17 protein-coding genes are annotated in these 18,697 nt (G+C 42.9%); 8 read left to right on the top strand and 9 right to left on the bottom strand.

Annotated features, from left to right (window positions below; genetic code table 11):
• On the bottom strand, window positions 1–704 hold a 704-nt coding region (locus R8N49_RS23435), incomplete at its 3' end, for a CHAD domain-containing protein (protein WP_318190097.1).
• Window positions 705–1,493: 789 nt separating this feature from the next.
• On the opposite strand from R8N49_RS23435, the gene R8N49_RS23430 reads away from it, so the two are divergent.
• The 5 genes from R8N49_RS23430 (at window position 1,494) to R8N49_RS23410 (ending at window position 5,971) form a co-directional block, all read left to right on the top strand.
• Window positions 1,494–3,086: a hypothetical protein gene (locus tag R8N49_RS23430; protein ID WP_212734075.1), complete on the top strand. Its 1,593-nt coding sequence runs from the start codon at window positions 1,494–1,496 to the stop codon at window positions 3,084–3,086.
• A gap of 153 nt (window positions 3,087–3,239) precedes the next feature.
• A complete protein-coding gene (locus R8N49_RS23425) occupies window positions 3,240–4,430 on the top strand; it encodes a site-specific integrase (protein ID WP_169644543.1) in 1,191 nt (396 codons plus the stop codon).
• Window positions 4,431–4,509: 79 nt separating this feature from the next.
• Window positions 4,510–4,899 (top strand): hypothetical protein, encoded by a 390-nt coding sequence (locus tag R8N49_RS23420; protein WP_169644541.1) that lies wholly within the window; start codon window positions 4,510–4,512, stop codon window positions 4,897–4,899.
• A gap of 29 nt (window positions 4,900–4,928) precedes the next feature.
• Window positions 4,929–5,486: a hypothetical protein gene (locus R8N49_RS23415; protein WP_169644539.1), complete on the top strand. Its 558-nt coding sequence runs from the start codon at window positions 4,929–4,931 to the stop codon at window positions 5,484–5,486.
• Window positions 5,487–5,548: 62 nt separating this feature from the next.
• Window positions 5,549–5,971, top strand: a complete 423-nt coding sequence (locus R8N49_RS23410) for a DUF2787 family protein (protein ID WP_169644537.1) — start codon at window positions 5,549–5,551, stop codon at window positions 5,969–5,971.
• Window positions 5,972–6,772: 801 nt separating this feature from the next.
• Here the strand turns inward: R8N49_RS23410 and R8N49_RS23405 are convergent.
• Window positions 6,773–7,654 carry a helix-turn-helix transcriptional regulator gene (locus tag R8N49_RS23405; RefSeq protein ID WP_169644535.1) on the bottom strand — a complete coding sequence of 294 codons (882 nt, stop codon included), beginning with the start codon at window positions 7,652–7,654 and terminating at the stop codon, window positions 6,773–6,775.
• Between the two features lie 267 nt (window positions 7,655–7,921).
• Between R8N49_RS23405 and R8N49_RS23400 the strand changes: the two genes are divergently transcribed.
• Together R8N49_RS23400 and R8N49_RS23395 are read left to right on the top strand one after the other, a co-directional pair.
• Complete coding sequence (locus R8N49_RS23400; protein WP_169644533.1) at window positions 7,922–8,179, top strand: hypothetical protein; 258 nt, start codon at window positions 7,922–7,924, stop codon at window positions 8,177–8,179.
• A 296-nt stretch (window positions 8,180–8,475) separates the two neighbouring features.
• On the top strand, window positions 8,476–8,652 hold the full coding sequence (locus tag R8N49_RS23395; protein ID WP_019280745.1) for a hypothetical protein: 177 nt from the start codon (window positions 8,476–8,478) through the stop codon (window positions 8,650–8,652).
• Window positions 8,653–8,997: 345 nt separating this feature from the next.
• Here R8N49_RS23395 and R8N49_RS23390 read toward each other — a convergent pair whose 3' ends face one another.
• Window positions 8,998–9,672, bottom strand: coding sequence for a hypothetical protein (locus R8N49_RS23390; protein WP_025607861.1), 675 nt, complete (start codon window positions 9,670–9,672; stop codon window positions 8,998–9,000).
• A gap of 545 nt (window positions 9,673–10,217) precedes the next feature.
• Entirely contained in the window at window positions 10,218–10,937 is a 720-nt protein-coding gene (locus R8N49_RS23385) for a DNA polymerase (protein ID WP_225492308.1), read from the bottom strand.
• A 114-nt stretch (window positions 10,938–11,051) separates the two neighbouring features.
• Here R8N49_RS23385 and R8N49_RS23380 point away from each other — a divergent pair, with 114 nt between their 5' ends.
• Entirely contained in the window at window positions 11,052–12,077 is a 1,026-nt protein-coding gene (locus tag R8N49_RS23380; RefSeq protein ID WP_169643906.1) for a hypothetical protein, read from the top strand.
• A gap of 60 nt (window positions 12,078–12,137) precedes the next feature.
• Here the strand turns inward: R8N49_RS23380 and R8N49_RS23375 are convergent, their stop codons facing one another.
• The 5 genes from R8N49_RS23375 to R8N49_RS23355 all read right to left on the bottom strand — a co-directional run bounded on the left by R8N49_RS23375 (window position 12,138) and on the right by R8N49_RS23355 (window position 18,186).
• The gene (locus R8N49_RS23375) at window positions 12,138–14,180 is read right to left on the bottom strand and encodes a DNA polymerase (RefSeq protein WP_213965039.1); all 2,043 of its coding nucleotides are present in this window, start codon (window positions 14,178–14,180) and stop codon (window positions 12,138–12,140) included.
• 66 nt (window positions 14,181–14,246) lie between these two features.
• Entirely contained in the window at window positions 14,247–16,070 is a 1,824-nt protein-coding gene (locus R8N49_RS23370) for a helix-turn-helix transcriptional regulator (RefSeq protein WP_169643915.1), read from the bottom strand.
• A 2-nt stretch (window positions 16,071–16,072) separates the two neighbouring features.
• Window positions 16,073–16,729: a hypothetical protein gene (locus tag R8N49_RS23365; protein WP_169643909.1), complete on the bottom strand. Its 657-nt coding sequence runs from the start codon at window positions 16,727–16,729 to the stop codon at window positions 16,073–16,075.
• 129 nt (window positions 16,730–16,858) lie between these two features.
• A complete protein-coding gene (locus R8N49_RS23360) occupies window positions 16,859–17,479 on the bottom strand; it encodes a hypothetical protein (RefSeq protein ID WP_169643911.1) in 621 nt (206 codons plus the stop codon).
• A 143-nt stretch (window positions 17,480–17,622) separates the two neighbouring features.
• Window positions 17,623–18,186, bottom strand: coding sequence for a hypothetical protein (locus R8N49_RS23355; protein ID WP_169643913.1), 564 nt, complete (start codon window positions 18,184–18,186; stop codon window positions 17,623–17,625).
• Window positions 18,187–18,697: the final 511 nt, after the last annotated feature.

The raw sequence follows: 18,697 nt of genomic DNA, 5'->3' as shown, positions 1-18,697 counted from the left end.
AATAGTTTTAGTTGTTTCACGTTGTTTTTGTGCTGTTGGGAAGGATAGAGCGTGGAAAATCCTTCTAACAAATAACGAAGCGCTTTGCACTTTATCCGCATCGAATGAATCACGCTGTCACGACTTTTGTCCGAGATTTTGCGTCGTGCTTTATCAACTTTTTTAAATTGAACGGAGATTTTTTGGCTTGCGAAAAGTAACGCAGGTACGTTGCTATCCACTGGTTCGTGTTGCGTACTTCGCAACATACTATTCCTGATCAAAGTGCAGTGCGTTGTGTATTCTTGTGTATCTAGCCAACGCGTAACTTTTGCTTGTTCGTAAGCACGTTCAGATTCTATAAAGCAAAAAAGTTGCTCAAGAGACGATTTGTGATTTGGGAGCATTTCAATGTATTGGTTTTTGTCCAAGATAAATACGTCCAAATCACGCAGCTTATTTGTTTTCTTCATCATTATTCTTAAATGAGGTTTCAAAATACGCTGTTCAAAAGGAGGGATCAGTTCGCGAAGTAGTGAGCATAGTGAGCGTATGCGCCTCAGTGTGACGCGATATTGGTGTGTATATTCAGGATCCAAGTCGTCGATGACTCCCTGCTCCAGAGAGCGTGCATAATCAAATTCAGTAAGGAAGAAGTGGGGCACTACGAAGTCGAGTTCGGAGTCGGCATGTAAGGGTAAGTGAAATGATGGTTTTCGAAACATGATGAGCGCTATTTTGTTCTCTGAAATACACGTTAAGTTTATACCCATACTGTTACCTTGCGCGATTTGTTGGCTCTTCATTGATATAAAATGAGAAGGTTAAAAGGCACGAAAGCAAAGCGTATTGATGATCAAATAAGCAAAATGATCGCCCTTTGTTCGTTAGAGTCGTCTTTTTAACCATTTGAATAAAAAAGACTAATTTTTTGTTGACCAGATAAATTAATCCGTTAAAGTACGCCTCGTTCTCACGGCAAAGGTCGCGAGATAGATGGTGTCTAACCCATCGCATGATTGCGTTGCCCTGGTGGTGGAATTGGTAGACACAAGGGATTTAAAAATCCTAGAAAAATTGCGGTGTCGTAATCAGTAAAAATCATATCAAGCCGGCTTAATGCTGGTTTTTTTGTACCTGAAATTCAGGGTAAGCCTTCTCCTCAAACCTACCTCCTGTCTATCTCCTGTTCTCTGTGCAGATTTCCTGTGCGATTAAAGTGTCAAGAATCTCCTGTGCTGATGAACTGTGCGTGATTTACGTGCCAATATAGCCAAGGCTGAATTGCTGTGGGTCTCTTGTCTGTGTCCGGTCTGGTGGGGCGTGATGAAGCGGACGCGAAACCTAATAAAAGTTTTTACTTAAGGGTTAGTGTCCACTTTATAGAAAATTAACTAGTAATCATCCCGGCCCAAACGTTATCAGTTCACAATTTTTGGCAAGTATGCGCATGCTGGAATATCTTTCTTATGCAGCGTGTTGATATGATTGTGTGCTAAAGATCAGCTTGAAATATGTCTATCGAAAACCTGTTTGTTGAAGACATTCAAGATTCATATTTGGAAAAGGGCGAGTTAATGAGTAAAGTATCATTGTTTTTTGGTGCTGGTGCCGAAATTGGCTATGGTTTACCGTCAGGAGGGAAATTTGCCCTCGACATATTTAGAATGGATGTTGCTGAAGACAAAAAACGGTTAAGAGAAGCAAGGGAAAAAGTCAATAAACGCTCAAATTATGCCAAGAATTGGCTACCACAAGACTATGAGAAGAAGCCCATATCATCATTTGGTAGAACTCAATATGAAAGCTTGGTTAAAAGTAGTTTAGAGTACAAACGTTTTGATATTATTAGATATCTATCAGAATTTGACTCTAGAGTCTCAGAATTAGCCCGTAAGTTTGATGAAACATTTGATAGAAACATACGCGAAGCTTTTGAAAGGGTTTTGGGTATATCATTTGGTTCAGAAACATTTAGCCATGAAATTAGAATTTCTGGTATTTTGGGAGATTATAATCAACTGTTCTCAAGCGACTTTTTCTCGAGTTACTTGAAAGCACTTGAGCTCCCATCCACGGATGAAAACTTCTTTATAAGAAAAAGGTGCCGTGACTTTTGTCGTTCTGTCCTTGAGCTGCTTATAGGGGCTTGTGGCGAAGAATTAGTGCATAATTTAAATGATGGCATTTTTGAAAAGAAACCTGATGAGATTGACATATTTGATGATCTCGGGGCTATTTTTTCTTTAGATTATAGAGGGGCAGGTTTGACAGGCCTCGAAGTTATCTTAGATGGCGAGCCAATTGCAATAACAGCTGATACAAGTGATGAACACCTTATATGTGCATTTGCCCTAGAAATTCTTGAAGATATCTTTGCTGCTTCACTAGACTATCAATCACTGATTGATTCTAACTGGCGCTATCTTTATAGCCCAAAAACAGATTGGGCCAAATTTTGCAAGATAAATATATTTTTGAATACGGCTCAACGATATATATCATCTATAGCTGATAAATTCCATGAGAAAATAATAAGTGGTGATGGTTACTATCATGATATTCTAAATATTAAAGAAGAGCATGAAATTAAGGCTATTGGTACAACGAACTATAACAACTTTATCGGAACAATATCAGATGAAGATGTTTATTATTTGAATGGTTCAGTTGATGACTGCTATGATCCTTACCTAAATACTATTGTATCTAAAGAAATCTCAGCCGATAGTCAGCATTTTACAGTTCCATTTTTATTTACTCAAAGTGGGATTAAACCTCTCACATCAATTAAAATGTCTGAACGTTATGTGAAATTATACAATAACCTAAAGGAGTCTGATGTAGTCGCAGTTATAGGCTATGGTTTTAATGTGGATGACGGGCATATTAATGGCCTATTCCGTTCTTGTATAGAAGATGATGGAAAGGAACTAGTTATTTTTCACTACACAAATGACTTTGGTGCAGAATCTGATTTAAAGCTTAAAGAGTATTATCAAGAAAGATTGAGGTTGAAAGACCATTCAGGAATTACCGTTATTAAAGTAGGGAATGACCGGAAAACACCTGAAGGTAGTTTTTGGTACGATACGTTGAGAGAGTAAAACAGTTGAACTTTCTTTGTCAGTAACCTGGAATAGATGTGAAGCCTGACTTGTCTGTATTACATTAGGCTTCGTGTCCGACTTTCTTCCGGATTAGTACAAAAATTAGACATATATTCTTATTGAGTAAGCCAGTAAAGAGGTTCACTTAATATGGAGAAACGTTTTAAATTCACTACGGCTAAGATCACTAGCTTACCTTCCAATGATCCTAATTCTCGGTCCACTGAAGCAGAGTATTCCTGTTCCGAATTATCGGGCTTCAAGGTTCTGGTTGGTAAAAATGGGCGAAAGAAGTGGTTGGTTCGATATACTTTGAATGGTAAAAAAGGCTCTTTATCTCTTGGTACGTTTCCAGAAGTTTCCTTGGCGGATGCAAGGAAGCAAGCGCAACGTATTAAGCTAATGGTTGCTGAAGGAATAGATCCAAAAAACTCAACCGTCAAACCAGACATACCTACTGTATCTGAATACTTCAACAATCACTTCATTAAAATTTCTAAGTCACGCAAGAAAAGCTGGCGTCATGATATAGCAAGATTTAACCACTGTGTTGATATTTGGGATATCAGTTATGACCAGCTTAAAGTTTCACACATACAGTCCATGGTTGCAGGATTGATGGATAAGGTTCATTTACGTGGTAAGAAGCTAAGTCGTTCAACAATTAACCGTGTGTTATGTTTGCTCAAGCTAATGGGCCGCATGATAGAAGAAGAGTACTCCATTCCCAACGTTGCGGCTCGTGTTAAGTTGTTTCCAGAAACAGGAGCTAGGGAGCGATGGCTATCGCCTCAGGAGATAAAACGGATTTTCGAAGAGCTAAGAAAACCGGATTATTGTCCTATTCGTAGCCGGTTTATTATTCTGCTTTTCATGCTGGGATGCAGAGAACGCAGTCTCAGGGCTGCTCGTTGGCCAAATATTGACCTTGAAAATGGTGTGATGCGTATACCAAGGGAAGACTCAAAGAATGGGTTTCAACACCAGATCCAGCTTACACCCCAGGCGATTCAAGAGTTTCGTTTTTTGCTAAGGCTCAAGAAGAAGGGGAACCCATATGTATTTCCAGGGCAAAAAGAAAAGTCACACATCAGCCAACCTCGACATTTGTTCAACAAGATCAAAAAAGAATTGATGCTTAAAGAACCCGATCAGATCGTTTTTCATACAGCACGTCACTCTTATGCATCATCACTTATATCTGCAGGCGTTGATGTTGGTGTGCTAAAGCAACTTCTCGGCCATAAGTCCATTAGTAGCACAATGCGTTATGCGAGAGCTGGGAATGAGTCTCTTCGTCAATCTTCGCAAGTTCTAATCCAATTAATCGACGAAGCCTAATCGCTTCGATATTAAATCAACATATCAAGCCCGAACTCAACGAATGAGTTCGGGCTTTCTTATATATGGAGTTTTGAAAATGAAAATAATCACACAATTCAATGAGCTTGACTCTCTACCATTATCGAAAGAGACGATAGCAGCTTTACGACACCACATGACTGAACCATTCGAATTTGATGATGTAATTACTGCTGAATTCTGGCAAGAGGTTAGCACTAGCCTGATATTAATCGAAGAGTCAGATACGGATGAATCCATTAATCAGCAACCAGAGAGTGTTCAGCATCTTATTCGTTTTGTACAAAACTACCCCGAAACGGTTTACCTTATTAACAGTACTGACACGGATTTTATCATTGCCCTTGCCATCATCACATCAGCAGGGGGCGGCGTTTATTTAGTTAGTCCGACATCAAATACGTCTCACCCTGTACAGGTTTTGTTACCGCACGCAGAGTCGCTATAACTCAAGCCAAACAATAAGGATAAATATCTATGTCCCGCAAAACCGCCAGTAATAAAAATAAAGCCGATAGCGAGGTAGAAGTTATGGAAGAAAACTTACAGACAGGAATGGAACCGGAGAAAGTACAAGAGACACAAGACCAAGGTAATCAGGAAGCAATAGAGTGTGAGAATACTGCCACTTTGCTATCAGGGAAAGCTAAAAAGCTTAGTCCAAAGAGCGAGAGTTACATTTATTTCGACTTGGTCAAAACAATAGAAGATGAAGAACTGCATCTAAAGCTAACGGGCAATGATAGTGGGGGCTTATTTACCAAAGAACTCATTTCAATAAGAAAATTGATAAATATTCTTAAGGAGTACAAAGATAAATCATTTAAAAGTACAGTGTTAAAACCAGCAATAATCGGCGGAAGTGCTAATAATCCCTCGTTTACAGCTAGTGCACTGAGATCTGATACGATTGGACTAATAAAGGCTGCGCCGAATAGTCTGTTTCTTCACGTTCTGTCGACAAATTTTGATGAACGTCGTGATCAACTGCTCGCATTAGTTGACGCTGACACCTCCACCGAAACTACCGCATAAACCCCTTTCATACTGCGCACTAATCAAGAGCGCAATCCTCGAAAAATCAAAGAGAAATTATTATGAAACTGACCTATGGCGAAAAGCTAGGGCTACCTGTGTCTGATGCTTTTAAACAACTAATTAATGAAGAAGTCAGTAAACATCAAATCAACAATGACGTTACCGCAATTACGCTTAATTACCGTGATAGTTTATATACACCCGAAGATGGAGGATTTCACCCAGTAGAGCTACGTTTTGAGAAAAAAGATAACTGCTGGCATCTGGCTTACCTGACTGACTTTTCCTATGCTGGCCTTTACTCTGAACTTGAGAAAGAAATTGATTTCGATGTGACTCACGATGTCGCTTTCATCCGGTTCATGGGCGAAGTACCACTAAGCAGGCCAGATGTGCAGGACTTCTTTAAAACTTACCAGGCTAACTTTATCAGCTATGTAGCAATGGAAGCTTACGATGACGTTAAGCTAACTGTGGACTGAAGGAACGACCAGACCGGGACAAGAAATGAACAGGAGAAATTTTCACGTTGCTCTGGTCTGTACATTGGACAAGCCATCATGCCAGTGAAAACAAGGTGCGATGGCTTTTGCCTTTTCATTACTGGTCACCGAGCCAAGGGATTAGAAAATCCTTGAACTTCAAAGCCAAAGGAGGAGATCTGAATGACCTTGTGTCAAATCAGTAGTTGGAACTGTCAGGGAAAATTCCCGAGAAAGTTAGCGTTCGACTCATGGCTACATGTAAAAGCAAGGGCTGAAAACAGGTGCGTTGTGTTTGTGGAAGGTCAAAGCGGCCACGGAGCCTAAATCACATTGTTATAAGGTGAACTGGCCGGTTGATGGGGGACGGATTAGTAATCGGCTATTCCGGCCCCATTACTATTACTGGCAATGAGGAAGGGTAATGGATCGCCAAACGGACAATTTTCGTTAAACGTGATGCACTCTAACGATAGCCAGAGGTGATTGAATCTGTAATTTCAATAGCTATATATTATTAACAATTCGGCCCCTAGCGGGTTATTTATTAGTTTATTAGGATGTACTAAAAAATAGCAACGTTTTAAGTTTTCCCTTATTCGGTATCAGTCTACGATTCCATCAAGTCAAGGGCTTTGTATGCGGAGCATGGAAAGACAAGAAAATGGCTCATACTGGAATGTTCAAGGCTAGGGCCGAGGAGTTGGGTAACTCGCGGCTTGATTATGTAGCGGGGTGTCTACGACGGAGATGTCAGCCAACACCAAGATTTAGACGGTGATTGACTAGGAACTGTGGCTTTTACATGACGGTGTTCAGGTAGATCTGAAGTTCTTGCTTCAACTGGTACCGCAACCAGTCGGGTGACAATACCTCTGCATCAGGAAGCCACGCCTTTAGCTGACGAAGCAAGTGTGGAATGTTATTGGTTTGGTTACAGGCTAATACGTCTCCGGAATCCAGTACTTTCAACATTCGAAAATCATGGTCGGTGCTTTCATTGAAGAAGGCATCGGCAATTCGTCCCCGAATCTGTATAACCACGTCAACAGGAGTTATTAACTCAACATCTGATCGCCAACCAGTGATGCTCTGCTCGACGTTAGTATCGGGAGAGTATTTGTCCTCATATCGGACTAACTCGGAAATTCTGGCAACTCTGAGTAAATCTAGGCGGTTTCTGTGTGCTCCGGCGAGATACCAGAGTCCTCTATCGTTCACCAACCGGTATGGGTGGAACTGATCATAGGCCTGTCCATCGCAGACAAAGCTGATTACGTGCCGTAGTTGAACCGATTCGATAAGTTTCTGGAACATAGAAGCGTTTTCGCTGATGTCTTCAATCCGTGGGTTCTTGAATAGAAACGGCGTCGTCGGTTTGTTGTTAAGCACTCCGTTACTCAGGTAGTGCTTGCCTGAAAACAGGGTGTCGAGTCCCATGTTGGCAAGTAATGTTGATATTTCGTGGTTAGTCTGCTTACCCAAGACTTTTGGATCAAGAAAATAACATGCACCTTCGCGTTGAATAGGGAGGTAATTTAATCGCTCATTGAAATCCCTCTGCAGGGTTCTTTCACTCACACCGAACTCTCGCCTCAATTCTTCCAGATATAGCCGTTCTCCCGTATTCAAACGGGTCAAAATAATACCAAGTCTTTTCGCTAGGGTGTCGTGTTCTTTCATGCTACGCATTTTAGATAGACCACTCGTCAGGGCATGTCGTGCTTTGAGAGAATCCGATTATTTCTAGCTAAACTTCATAAGGTTACTGATATTGCTATAGCTTTTATTGGTCGCCACAGCGTATGTCTGACAAGGCATATATAACTTGAGTGAAATTGATTCACTCGTCTCGACACTACCTGTCGATCACCCTCTTTAAACTATTAACCATTCTCGCTTTCGGTGCCTTTACCGATGGCGTCATGACGTATTCAAGGAAACAACACAATGAAAAAATCAATCATCCTGCTAGGTCTAACGTGTCTATTCGCTACCACATCATCATTCGCTGGCGGTACGCTCGGCGGTAATCCGGCTGACATTTCGAAGATAGAAAAATCCTGGAATGGGAAAGCAGGTAAACAAGTTTACTCTCAGTCTGGCCCACGTATTGAGTGGTATGCCGATGCCTGTGGAACCATGAATGGCAAAGTCATGGATGTGGCGAAATGCGGTCTAGATACCCCTAAAGGTAAAGCACAATAAGTTTCGTTGCGGAGCTTGGCTCAAGGTACATCGGTTTCGAATTGGACTCTCTAGGCCGAGGTATCAATGAGCTTCGCAACACCCCATTACTTCATCCAATAAACAATAAGGAGTCTTTATATGACGATTAAATCAATCACAACCCTAGTAACAACCTGTCCGGCATGCGGTGAGCGTGCTTATGATGATGGTAGCTGTCAGGTGTGTGGTCACTCTCACTAAGCAGTGTTACAAAAAATTAGAGGACCATGTTCTTTACTGAGCATGGTCCTTTTTCATATATAAAAGAGGCAAACATGCAAAGCAGAACCTTTTCACAATCGTCATCCCAATCCAAAAAGAACACAGGTATTCGTGCAGCGAAAATAGGTGCAGCTCTCGGAGCTAGGTACTATGGGGCCTACGGTGCTTTAGCTGGTGGAGTTGCTGGGTTTTTGATCGGTATTGTCGCCGACGAGGTTATAGATGATTGACTGAGCGCCAGAAGAGCAGGGGAGAACCCTCTGCTTTTTTTTGTTAAGGGGCAATGAGGCTCACAAAAGTGGACGTGTTTCCTTAGTAAATGACTCATTAAGGAATGTCGTCCACTTTCGTTCACGCAGTGATTACACTTGATTTTTGAGTTCTGAGTGTCTCCAAATTATTTTTGGACAGAAGTTACTTAGAGTTTCTACTTAAAGTAGCAAAACACGAATAACTTCAAGTATGGAAAATTCACTTAAGTTCAGTGTCCACTCTGACTGGAGCAGATCAAATTGAAGATATATCTGAGTCTGTACAACCATTCCCAAAAACTATACCTCTTCGTGGGCTAATATTTAGTTTGGAAAGTTTCTGATAAGCCGATATGTAATTTTGGTATTGTCGGCTTCCAAAACATCAATCACAGCGCCCTTATAACCAATTTGATTCGACTCACTTAGGTCATACTCTGCTTCATTATTAAAAGCTGGTCTTGCCATGTCATTGGAAAACTCACGGTAACTAATATTGATTTTATTTCCTACCTTACCGCTGTATATCAAAGTCTGTTGGAAACTGTCTTGGAACTGGGACATTTTCTTAGTGATAGTAAACTTACCATAAGCATCATCTACACAAGACTTCGCACCAAAGATGGTTACAAAACAAACTTCATTTTGTTGATTATTTTCTACGGCAATGCCCTGTATAGGGTCCGCTAATGCCGCTTTAATAACGCCAACAGGAGAGAAAAACTGTTGCTTGTTATCGTATCCGAGTTGATTGTAGTCACCCTGAGGTATGTCATACGCCAAACTTTTAATCATGCTTGATACGCGTAATACGCTCATTTCAGCCATTGTGCCTTTGCTAACCAAATGGTCTCCGACATAAGCTGTTTTAACTTCACCAACAGATGGATAGTCAACTTTAGTGACCGAGTTCGCTGGCGAACCATTGTATTGAACAGATGTACAGCCACCCAACGCAGCTAACGACAACCCTACTAAAAGTAATTTATTATTAAACATATAGTTCCTTTATTTTTAGCCCCATTGAACGGCATATAGTATACACACTTGATTGCATTTTAAAATAAACGTTATTCTTGAGGATAAAGTTAATCGCGGTATAACTTTTTGTATGGTGATACAAATATTCTGCTTTATTTCTCTGAAACTCGAACATTATTTCTCCACTATAGAATGCTTTTAACTCTTTTAGCAGCTTTTCATACTCCTATCATGCAGCCTTTCCAATCATAGTTCATTTGATAATCAATAGGTTAACGAGAGTTGTTGGATCTTAGATTACAAAATGACGCATAATTTTTAAATTGCTTACTTCGACGCGCCCTCGGAAAACTTTGGGTAAGGGGAACTTTCATCCAAGAGAAATTAATTAGCTTCAGTGATAACAAGAAAAGGGGGCATAAGTGTGCTAGGGAATTGGTACCACTAAGAGAGCTATCCAATCAACTAAGTATCGATTTGCCCACTAATCACTATTTGAGAAACAGAAAAAGTGGACACAAAACCTTAATACTAAATCCATTAGGCCTTGCGTCCAGTTCTGGTCATTTAGCTAGCCACACATCAAGTGTGTTCGGATCACCATCTTTGGTCCAACAATCTGGTTGGCTTATGTTGATATCGGCTCTTATCTTCAACTGAGGGTACATCTCCTGCACTACTTGGGTCATGATCTGTGCAGTTAACTCGCTGACTGCGCTTAGGTGTTTTTTCGGTGCTTCGAAAACAAAGGCATCGTGCATCGCAACGATCAATTTGGCGTCGTAACCTTTATACAATTGATGAAGTCGATTTCCGGCTGCTTTGAACAGTGCCGCAGCTGTACCTTGCACTGGCATGTTCACCATCCAGTTTTTCTCAGTATGGCCGCGCTTAGCGTCCAATTGGCGGTATCGGTGCAATCCCGTTGCAGTGCTTACATGGCCTCGCAGAGCGCCATACTGGGGCATTCTCTCAATGGCTTTTTGTAGTTCGGGAAACATCGATAGAAACTTATTCATCAGTTCCGAGGCCTTGTTGACACTGATATTGAGTTTTTTCGCTATTCCAATGCTGGTGATACCGTAAATTAGGCCAAGTGTGCATTGCTTCATGATGGATCGTTTCTCAGAATATTTTTCTTTGAAGGCCGACGAATCGCAGCTGCGGCATTCTGATTCTAACTCATCACAAAAGAACTCTTGCGCCATGGCTGTGTATAGATCGCCTTGGTTATACATCTTGACTAAGTTTGAGCCGCCATACACGCCAGCAGCAATCGCCACGGAGTTGGAGATACCACGTGGTTAAGAGTCTTTTAAAGTCATGTAATAGGATTGGTGGTCATTCCCAATTGCTGTACTATGCGCCTTTGATTTGGCTGGGAAAAGAGAGGGGCAATGGGTTACATAATCAGTAGCAGCGATCCAGATATTATTACTATGAAAAAGTTGTACGGAGATGATCTGGACGTATTCCATCCAAAACATAAAAGAACACACTTACCTGGAACAGAAGCGTACGGCTGGTCTCAGTTAGATCTGTTTTATGGATCCTTGATGAAGCTTTATCTTCGCCACTGTACTGAGCATTGCAAATTTTTGCTGAATGTGAGTGAGAGAAACTTCTCGATCGTGATGAATGTTCTTCCGAGACTTGTTGAGCATAGCCAGCAAGATGAGCGGCTGTATGAGCTGATAGGCAAAGCGTTGCGAAGCATCGATACCTTGGTATCAGATATGGTATCCAGTATTGAGTTTTCAGAAATAATGGCGCTTATTGACGAAGATGAACCGACAAAGCCATTTGTGCCGCCATATGAGCTTGCTTTAGAGAGAAGCAAAGAAAGTTGGTTTCAATTGACGCAGTACTGTGTTGATAAAGGGACCGTATCGGAGGTGACAAAAGATCTTACGTCAGATACGAAAATCCGAGGGCACCATGTTTTTGCAGTACTGGCGCTCAACTTGACTCACTTCCTGAAAGAGCATGAATCGTTATGGACCTTAAATCAAGCTAAGCGCTTGCTCCCTCTGATTTACTCTTTGATAGAGAAAGCTGAAGAAGAGCAAGTGCAGGAAAGATCAACGAAGAAGAAAAGACAGGTAAAGTGTCCCGATCTTTTCTTAGCTAACCAGCTTGGTAAGGCTGGGCGTAAAAAGAAGGCAGAGAGCACGACAGACAAACAAGACATGGAAAAAGTCTACCTGTCTCAGGAAACAGTTAAGCTGGTGTTCTTAAAAGGCTGGCTCTACCACATGACCAACGATGAAAAAGAGTATGCGCAAACACAGTTAGTGTATGAAATCATCGATAAATTTAATTTGTCAGATGGTCAGGGTGATAAATCAAAATCGGTAAATCGTTGGCTCAGCAAGATCAAAAAGCCAGGTGAATTACTAAAATATTACGCGGGTTCTGAATAGTCGTAATCAGATGCTAAAGGCTGATTGTGGGGGTAGCATTGCTAACCCCTCCATATACTGTTAACGCTCTGCAATCCAACGTTCAACACTGCCTGCATCCCCATCTTTAGTCCAGCAATGAGTGGCAGAGTCATTCAGGTCGATGCGTGGCTTGAGTTCAGGGAAGAATTCAACCACAGTCTGAATCATCACGTCGATTGTCAATCGTCCAACCTCTGGCATCTTGTCTAATGGGGCTTCGAAGATAAAGGCATCATGCATAGCCAAGATCAGCTTAGCACCATAGGGCTTGTAAAGTTGGTAGAGTCGATTCCCCGCGATCTTAAACAGAGCGGCAGCTGTTCCTTGAACAGGCATATTCACCATCCAGTTTGTCTCGTGGCGGCTTAGTGCACCGCTATTAGAACGGTGGCGATGTAATCCGGTACTGGTGCTCACACAACCCCGATATGCTGCTTGTTGTGGCGCGGTTTCCATCATGTGTTTCAGGGTAGGAAACATAGCTAGGAACCGATTCATCAACTGTTTGGCTTCGAGTTCTGATATCTCAAGACGGCTACCCAGTCCGAAGGGGGATAGGCCGTACAGAATACCGAGTACACATGTTTTCATGATATCCCGCTTGTCTTTGTGCTTATGCTTGAAAGTGTCGGAATCGCATTGCCGATCTTCGTCATCCAGGTCGTTGGCATAGAACTCCTGAGCCATGACTGTGTAGATATCCCCCGCGTTGAACTTAGCAATCAGATTCTTATCGCTGTAGACCGCAGCTGTGATGCCGACTTCAATCTGGGAATAGTCCGCTTCACCGATTCCATTTCCTGTCTTCGGGATGATGAGTGGGCGCATTGCGCCAGGTAGTCCGAGCAGGTTCGGGCTGGCACAAGATTGTCTCCCGGTTACGACTTCCAGCTGTTTGTGCTCTGGGTGCACGCGACTATCGGAACCGATAATAGTAGGCCGAAGCAGTATATCTCTCTCAATGGCTTGAACCTTGCTAAATTCAGCCAGTAGGCCGATAGCAGGGTGGATATGGGCCAGATCTTTCAATAGTTGTAACTTGAAGCTGTATTTGCCGCCCTTGTTAAAATGATCGAGTAAGTTGAGTTGACGGAAAAACGTTTCTTTTTGTTGGTGACTATTGGGATTGTCTAACCCCATTTGTGCCAGCTGACTTCTGAGCGCTTCCAGCTTAGGCGTACTGGCATTGAGCACAGCGTTGCATTTTTCCCGATCAACACTCACCCCATGCCACTCCATGGCTGCATTGGTGATGGTCCAGGGCATCTCCACCGTGATAAGGTGGTGGTAACTTCCCTGGAGGGTTAACTGCTGCATCTGAGAAAGGTAAAGCTTTGCTGCAACAATAGCGTCTTCAGCTGCATAGTGGATCTGCTCGCTGGTAAATTCTCCACTGTCATAGTCAATAAAGGAGTGCTGCAAGTCTGATTTCACCAAATTGAATCGGTGGTGAATATCATAGCGGCTCGCCACGGTATTCAATGCATAACGGATCCGATTGTTTTCAGCGTGCTCTGCTCTGGCGCAAATCTCTGCGTTCTCTGAATCAAATACCTGATCATTGTCAAACACATGCAGGCCCAGATATCGTGCTCTCTCGGCGATACAGGTGTCCCAGATAGTGCGAGGCTCAGTCAGACCCAGTTGCCAGAGACAATGTAACTCGGCTTTGGCATGGTGGGCGATATAGGTCGTGGGTAGATCAAGTAATGGCTGAAGTCGTTTCGTATCTTTGAGTTTAGTTAAATCAATAACATAATTGTGAAGATGCAACTGATTGCCTGTGTTGGTCATCAAAGTAACAGCCATCAATAGGGGTTGAATACTTCGGATATCCTGTTTTTGCTTGTTACCTCGAAGTGGGATTGCGAGGCGGCTGAACTTAAACTCAAAGTCTAGTGACACGCCGGTCAATGGCAACTGATGAGCTAGATGTATCAGATCTTCCAAGTCTTCTTGGGTTCCAATGTACGTCACCGCCGCTGAATCTAGTGGTGGCAGCATTGGCAATATAATAGCACTTTTCTTTGGCTCGAATTCGGCTTCGTTAAATCGTTTTGCTAGTGCGGGCAATAAATTCATAATCAATATTCTCTCTTGGAAACGTAGGGCCTCCGGGTGGCCAGCAACCCTATAAAAATGGTTTTATTAGGACTTTTGGCCACTCCAGTAGCGACGGACGGTGCGAACGCCTATACCCAACTGCTCAGCAACTTGCTTTTGTGTTAAGCTTTGTTGTTTAAGTTGCTGTATTTCTTGCTTTTTAGTACCAGTTGTTCGTGCGCGCTGACTATCAATGCCGAAGTGCTCGCGTATTTCTGCCAGATTGTTGAACTCAGCATCGTACTGATAGTTAGGGTGCGGATTGTTCTGGAAAGTAATAACCTCACATGGCGATGTGAAAGGACGCACTCGGCCTACAGCCTGTATCACGGTGCCCATTTCTAGGGTCTGCAACATCGGGTCAGTCAGTTGAGCTACATCGGTATATCGGTACTTATTGTCAGCAATGCGGGCATGACGGCGGCGAGGGTTCGGCAGTACTTTGATTTCCATTTCCAGCTGCTCATCACTGGCTCGCATGTCTTGTAGGGCATTCGCTAATATGGTTTTGGTAACGTAGTAGCTATTCAGACAGTAAGCACAGTCGAATTGCTCGAACTGGTTAATGCCAATTACACCGTAGTGGATGACTGGTATCTGAGTGATGGTGCCATTGGAATCGTATTCTTCGCCATCGACGATTTGAACATCATCTATACTACGGACGGTTAGCATCTCATTCAGCGTATCAATGCAATATTGCTTATGCTTTTTCTTTGAGATCAGCAGCACTCGTTTACCTTCCCGGATGCGCTTGAGAGTTAACTCAAGAAAAAAGTCCAATATCTGTGGGGAGTTCTTCAGGAAATGACCAGATGTACCCAGAGAAGAGGCAATATTCAGCCACTGAGTACCATCGCCTTTAAAGGCTGTGTCCTGATAGAAATTGTGAAAATTAAGCCCCAGCTTATGGTTCAGCAATGTTTCATGAGTCGTGCCGCTGTAGAGTAGAACATCGCAGTCCGCCGCAAGTGGTGTTGCAGAAAAGCGTATATCACCGAACTCGGTTTTCTCGCGTGAATCTAAAGGCGAATTCATCAGTGCTTGCAGGTCAAAGTGAATGTTGCGGAATTCTCCCGGCCAGTGGCGCTCCCCAATAGTAACCAGCTCTCGGATTTCCGTCGGATAGATCGAGGGCATAGACCATACGTCAGGCTCTCTCAGGTCATCTGTTGCTGCATTGAGTAGGCTTTGCAAGGCAAACACGCTGGCGGCCTTGCGCTTCTGAGAGATGTCTGATTCGCACAAACAGAAGATTAGGTTCGCTATTTCTTCTTGCGTGATAGTGCGGCTATATGGTGTTAGCGATACCGTCGCTTCATCAAAAATAACCAGTACATTCTGAGCTTCACACTTAGCTTTCATTCGAGCAATAAAATTCAAGTCATTTGTCAAATGGGCTTGGGTAGCGAAGAGCACTTGGGTGCCGCGCAAAACATCACCAAATTGATCTTTCCAGTGGCATTTCTCTTGATTAGGACATAAGGCGCAAATAGTGCGTTTACCAAGTATAGAAAGGCCACGCTGTTCATAGTCCGCCCAGTCAGCATTGCGCTGCTTACCGCACAGCTCTTTAGGACGCGGGCGGAGATTAGTGATTTTGATATTTTCAGGCGGGAACTGGATATAGTCGCGCTCATTGATGATAGCGCGAGTGGGGGCCAGCACGATGATCAAATCATACTGACCTGATTCTATGCCATATTCTATCACTTGATCCATATTGGTAGATTTACCCACACCTACCGCCCAGTTAATCAGCAGGTGAGGGTGCTTCTTAAGAAGTGACAGGACATAGAGACCATTATTTTCTTTTCTGAAACCAGCAAGCGCCATAGCGCTGCTGATTTGATTCAGAGACGAGTTCATTGTTAAGCCGCCGTGTAGCCATAACATTGAAGCATCACTTGGATACTCGGTATTGCTGCCAGCTCTTCGCTAGAACACTTCTGGAACACGTCGCTCAGTTTAAACTCCCCGTTAGCGTAGGCATTATTAAAAACTTCGATCTCTGACTGGCCCAGATCGATGTTCTCAGGTATCGGTTTTAAATCCACGGTATAGCTGTTACGGTGACGACTCATGAGTATCATCATTGGCTCTACAGCATCAAAAACTGGCAGGATTTGCGGCAGAGCTGCTTTGGGATGGGTAGCATCGGTGATTGCCAGAATCTCAACTTGACGAGAGCTGAAGTTAAATACAGGTAGCAGTAGGCGGTTGTATGCTTTGTTGCCAGCACGACATAGCGGGCAACCATTACCGTTACACAGGATGTAGCCTTTCTTCTCTGGCGTATCAATCCAGTGAATATTCACATCTTCATGCTCAACGGAAAAAGCCATGAAGGGAGTTGCGCTTTCGCCCACTCTTGCTTGTTCAAGTACGGTTTGGCTTGGCACGGTATTAGCGGCGGCACGATCTTTAAGTGTCTGGAGTTTCTTTTGTGTATCGTTTAATGATGCTTCCGGAGAAAGGGCACCAGATACGACAGTTGTGACAGCATTAGTTTGGATATTAGTGTTCATATTGAATCCTTCTAAACATAAAAATTTGTTGAATGGGGGCCTCTCTGGGGCCACCCGTAGAATGTAAATGGAATTGTGATTTCGTCCTATCAGAGTGTGTCTCACCCATTCCCACTGAGTGCTAATTCATTAAGCTTCAGCTGGTTGTGTAATCTTTGAGTGGTGTTGCTGACTGTAGTCGAGGTCATGTCGTACAGCGGTTACAATGTCAAAATGCAGTCCAAGGAGACGAGAAACCTCGGTTTGTTGGAGCTCTTCTTCATCCATGAACTCACCCCAGTAAGGCACGGTGATTTGATGTAATAGGCTTCCAAAGATGGCAAGCGTGCCTTCGACGGAATAGGACTTGCTTTCAATCAAATGTGAGAGAAAGTCGTATAGGAACTGCGGATATCCAGGCATTTGATAATCATAAGATGACCAGAACTCTTTATCTTCAAAGTGGATGCCTGCAAACTCTGAGTGCGCGTCGAGTTCTTCTGGAACTTCGAAATAGATGAGAAACTCACTGTCGATGAAATGATTTATGCGACGAGCGTTTTCTTCCTGATCATTCGTGAAAACATCTGAATTGTGACAAATACTAAAGGCACCTGGACCAATATTTTCTGCCCCGATAGATATTCGGTTTTTATTTGGGTTAATGCCCAGGTCTTCATTCGAGTAGAACGGGTCGGTGATAAGACCTAAATATGCCTCAACATAGGCTGTCAGTGGCTTCGGAATAATAGCTTGTACTGAATTGTTCATAATAAATCTCCGTGTTGTATTGGCCGCTTAATAACTTAAGCGGTGATTTCAGGGTGCAAGAGGCCGTCACCGATATTTCACGGCTAGTTGCTTAATTAATATGTGTTTATTTTTCGTGCGGTCTGAATAAACAGACTTAAGTGTTAGTCGCTTTGGTGTTGAAGTCTTACATCGTGGGCAATAGCTCTTTCGACATCAAAGTGGTCGCCCATCGTTCCGGCTAGTCCGGTATGAAATAACTCCTCTTGGTGGAATGTGATTGCACTGGTAATCGCACCAAATATTTCCAGCATAATGTCCAACGGAAGCGAAAGGTTGGAGCGAAGGTACTCATAAGCTTGGTACATCTGCAGAGGCAGTCCTTTGTTATTGTCAAAGTCGTACACGGCTTCAAATTCCGCAGGTTCTACACCCTCGAAGGTTACTTTAGTTGTCAGTATGTGGGTATTACCTACTAGATGTTCAGATTCTGTTCTGAAGTGATCGGTCAGTCTTAAGAAACGTTCGTGGTCATACTCTCCGTTAGTACAGATCAGCGACTCAGAGTTGTTAAAGGCCATGATCAGGCCGCCAAATTCAGAGTCTCCGTATGCGACCAGTTCTACAGTTTCATCTTGCTCGTTAACCAGAGAGTTTTCGTTACCAACCAGTAGGTTAGTCAGAATCTTAATATCTTTTTGGATGGAAGCTGGGATTCTGTTTTCCATGGTTTAGTCCTTATCAAATGTTTCAATATGTGAGCGAACTGCTCAGTCAGGAAGGATTATGTAGTCAGAGCCCAAAATAGGACAGGAAATAGAATCTCACGGATTCCCATAGAGTGGGTCTTGGGGCTATCTGGTTGATTTGTAATGTTATTTACGTAGCGTTTATGTCAGGTGGCGGGGACGTAAATACAGTAAAGTGGCCACGAAGCCTTTAAAAATAATATGTTAAAGGGTTGGTGGCCACTTGGTGAGTTCGAGGTCTGTGATCTGGCCTAGAAATCTGTTGTTGAATATGCGCTATGTTGTATTTATATCAAAATAACAAGCAATCAATAGGCTGGGTAAATGGAACAAATCTCAATAATTCACGTGGCTATCGCTGGTGCTGTCATCGTGGTGATACTTGCGCTTGTCAGTAGCAGAAAAGTAACACGAGGCTTTGTTGCTTAATTCGATGAGAAGACATGGTAGCCCCATGTTGTTCAGTTCTTAAACAACATACTGAGTTTCA

Source organism: Vibrio sp. 1978 (genome assembly GCF_033344345.1).
This window is presented reverse-complemented; position numbering and strand designations above follow the sequence as displayed.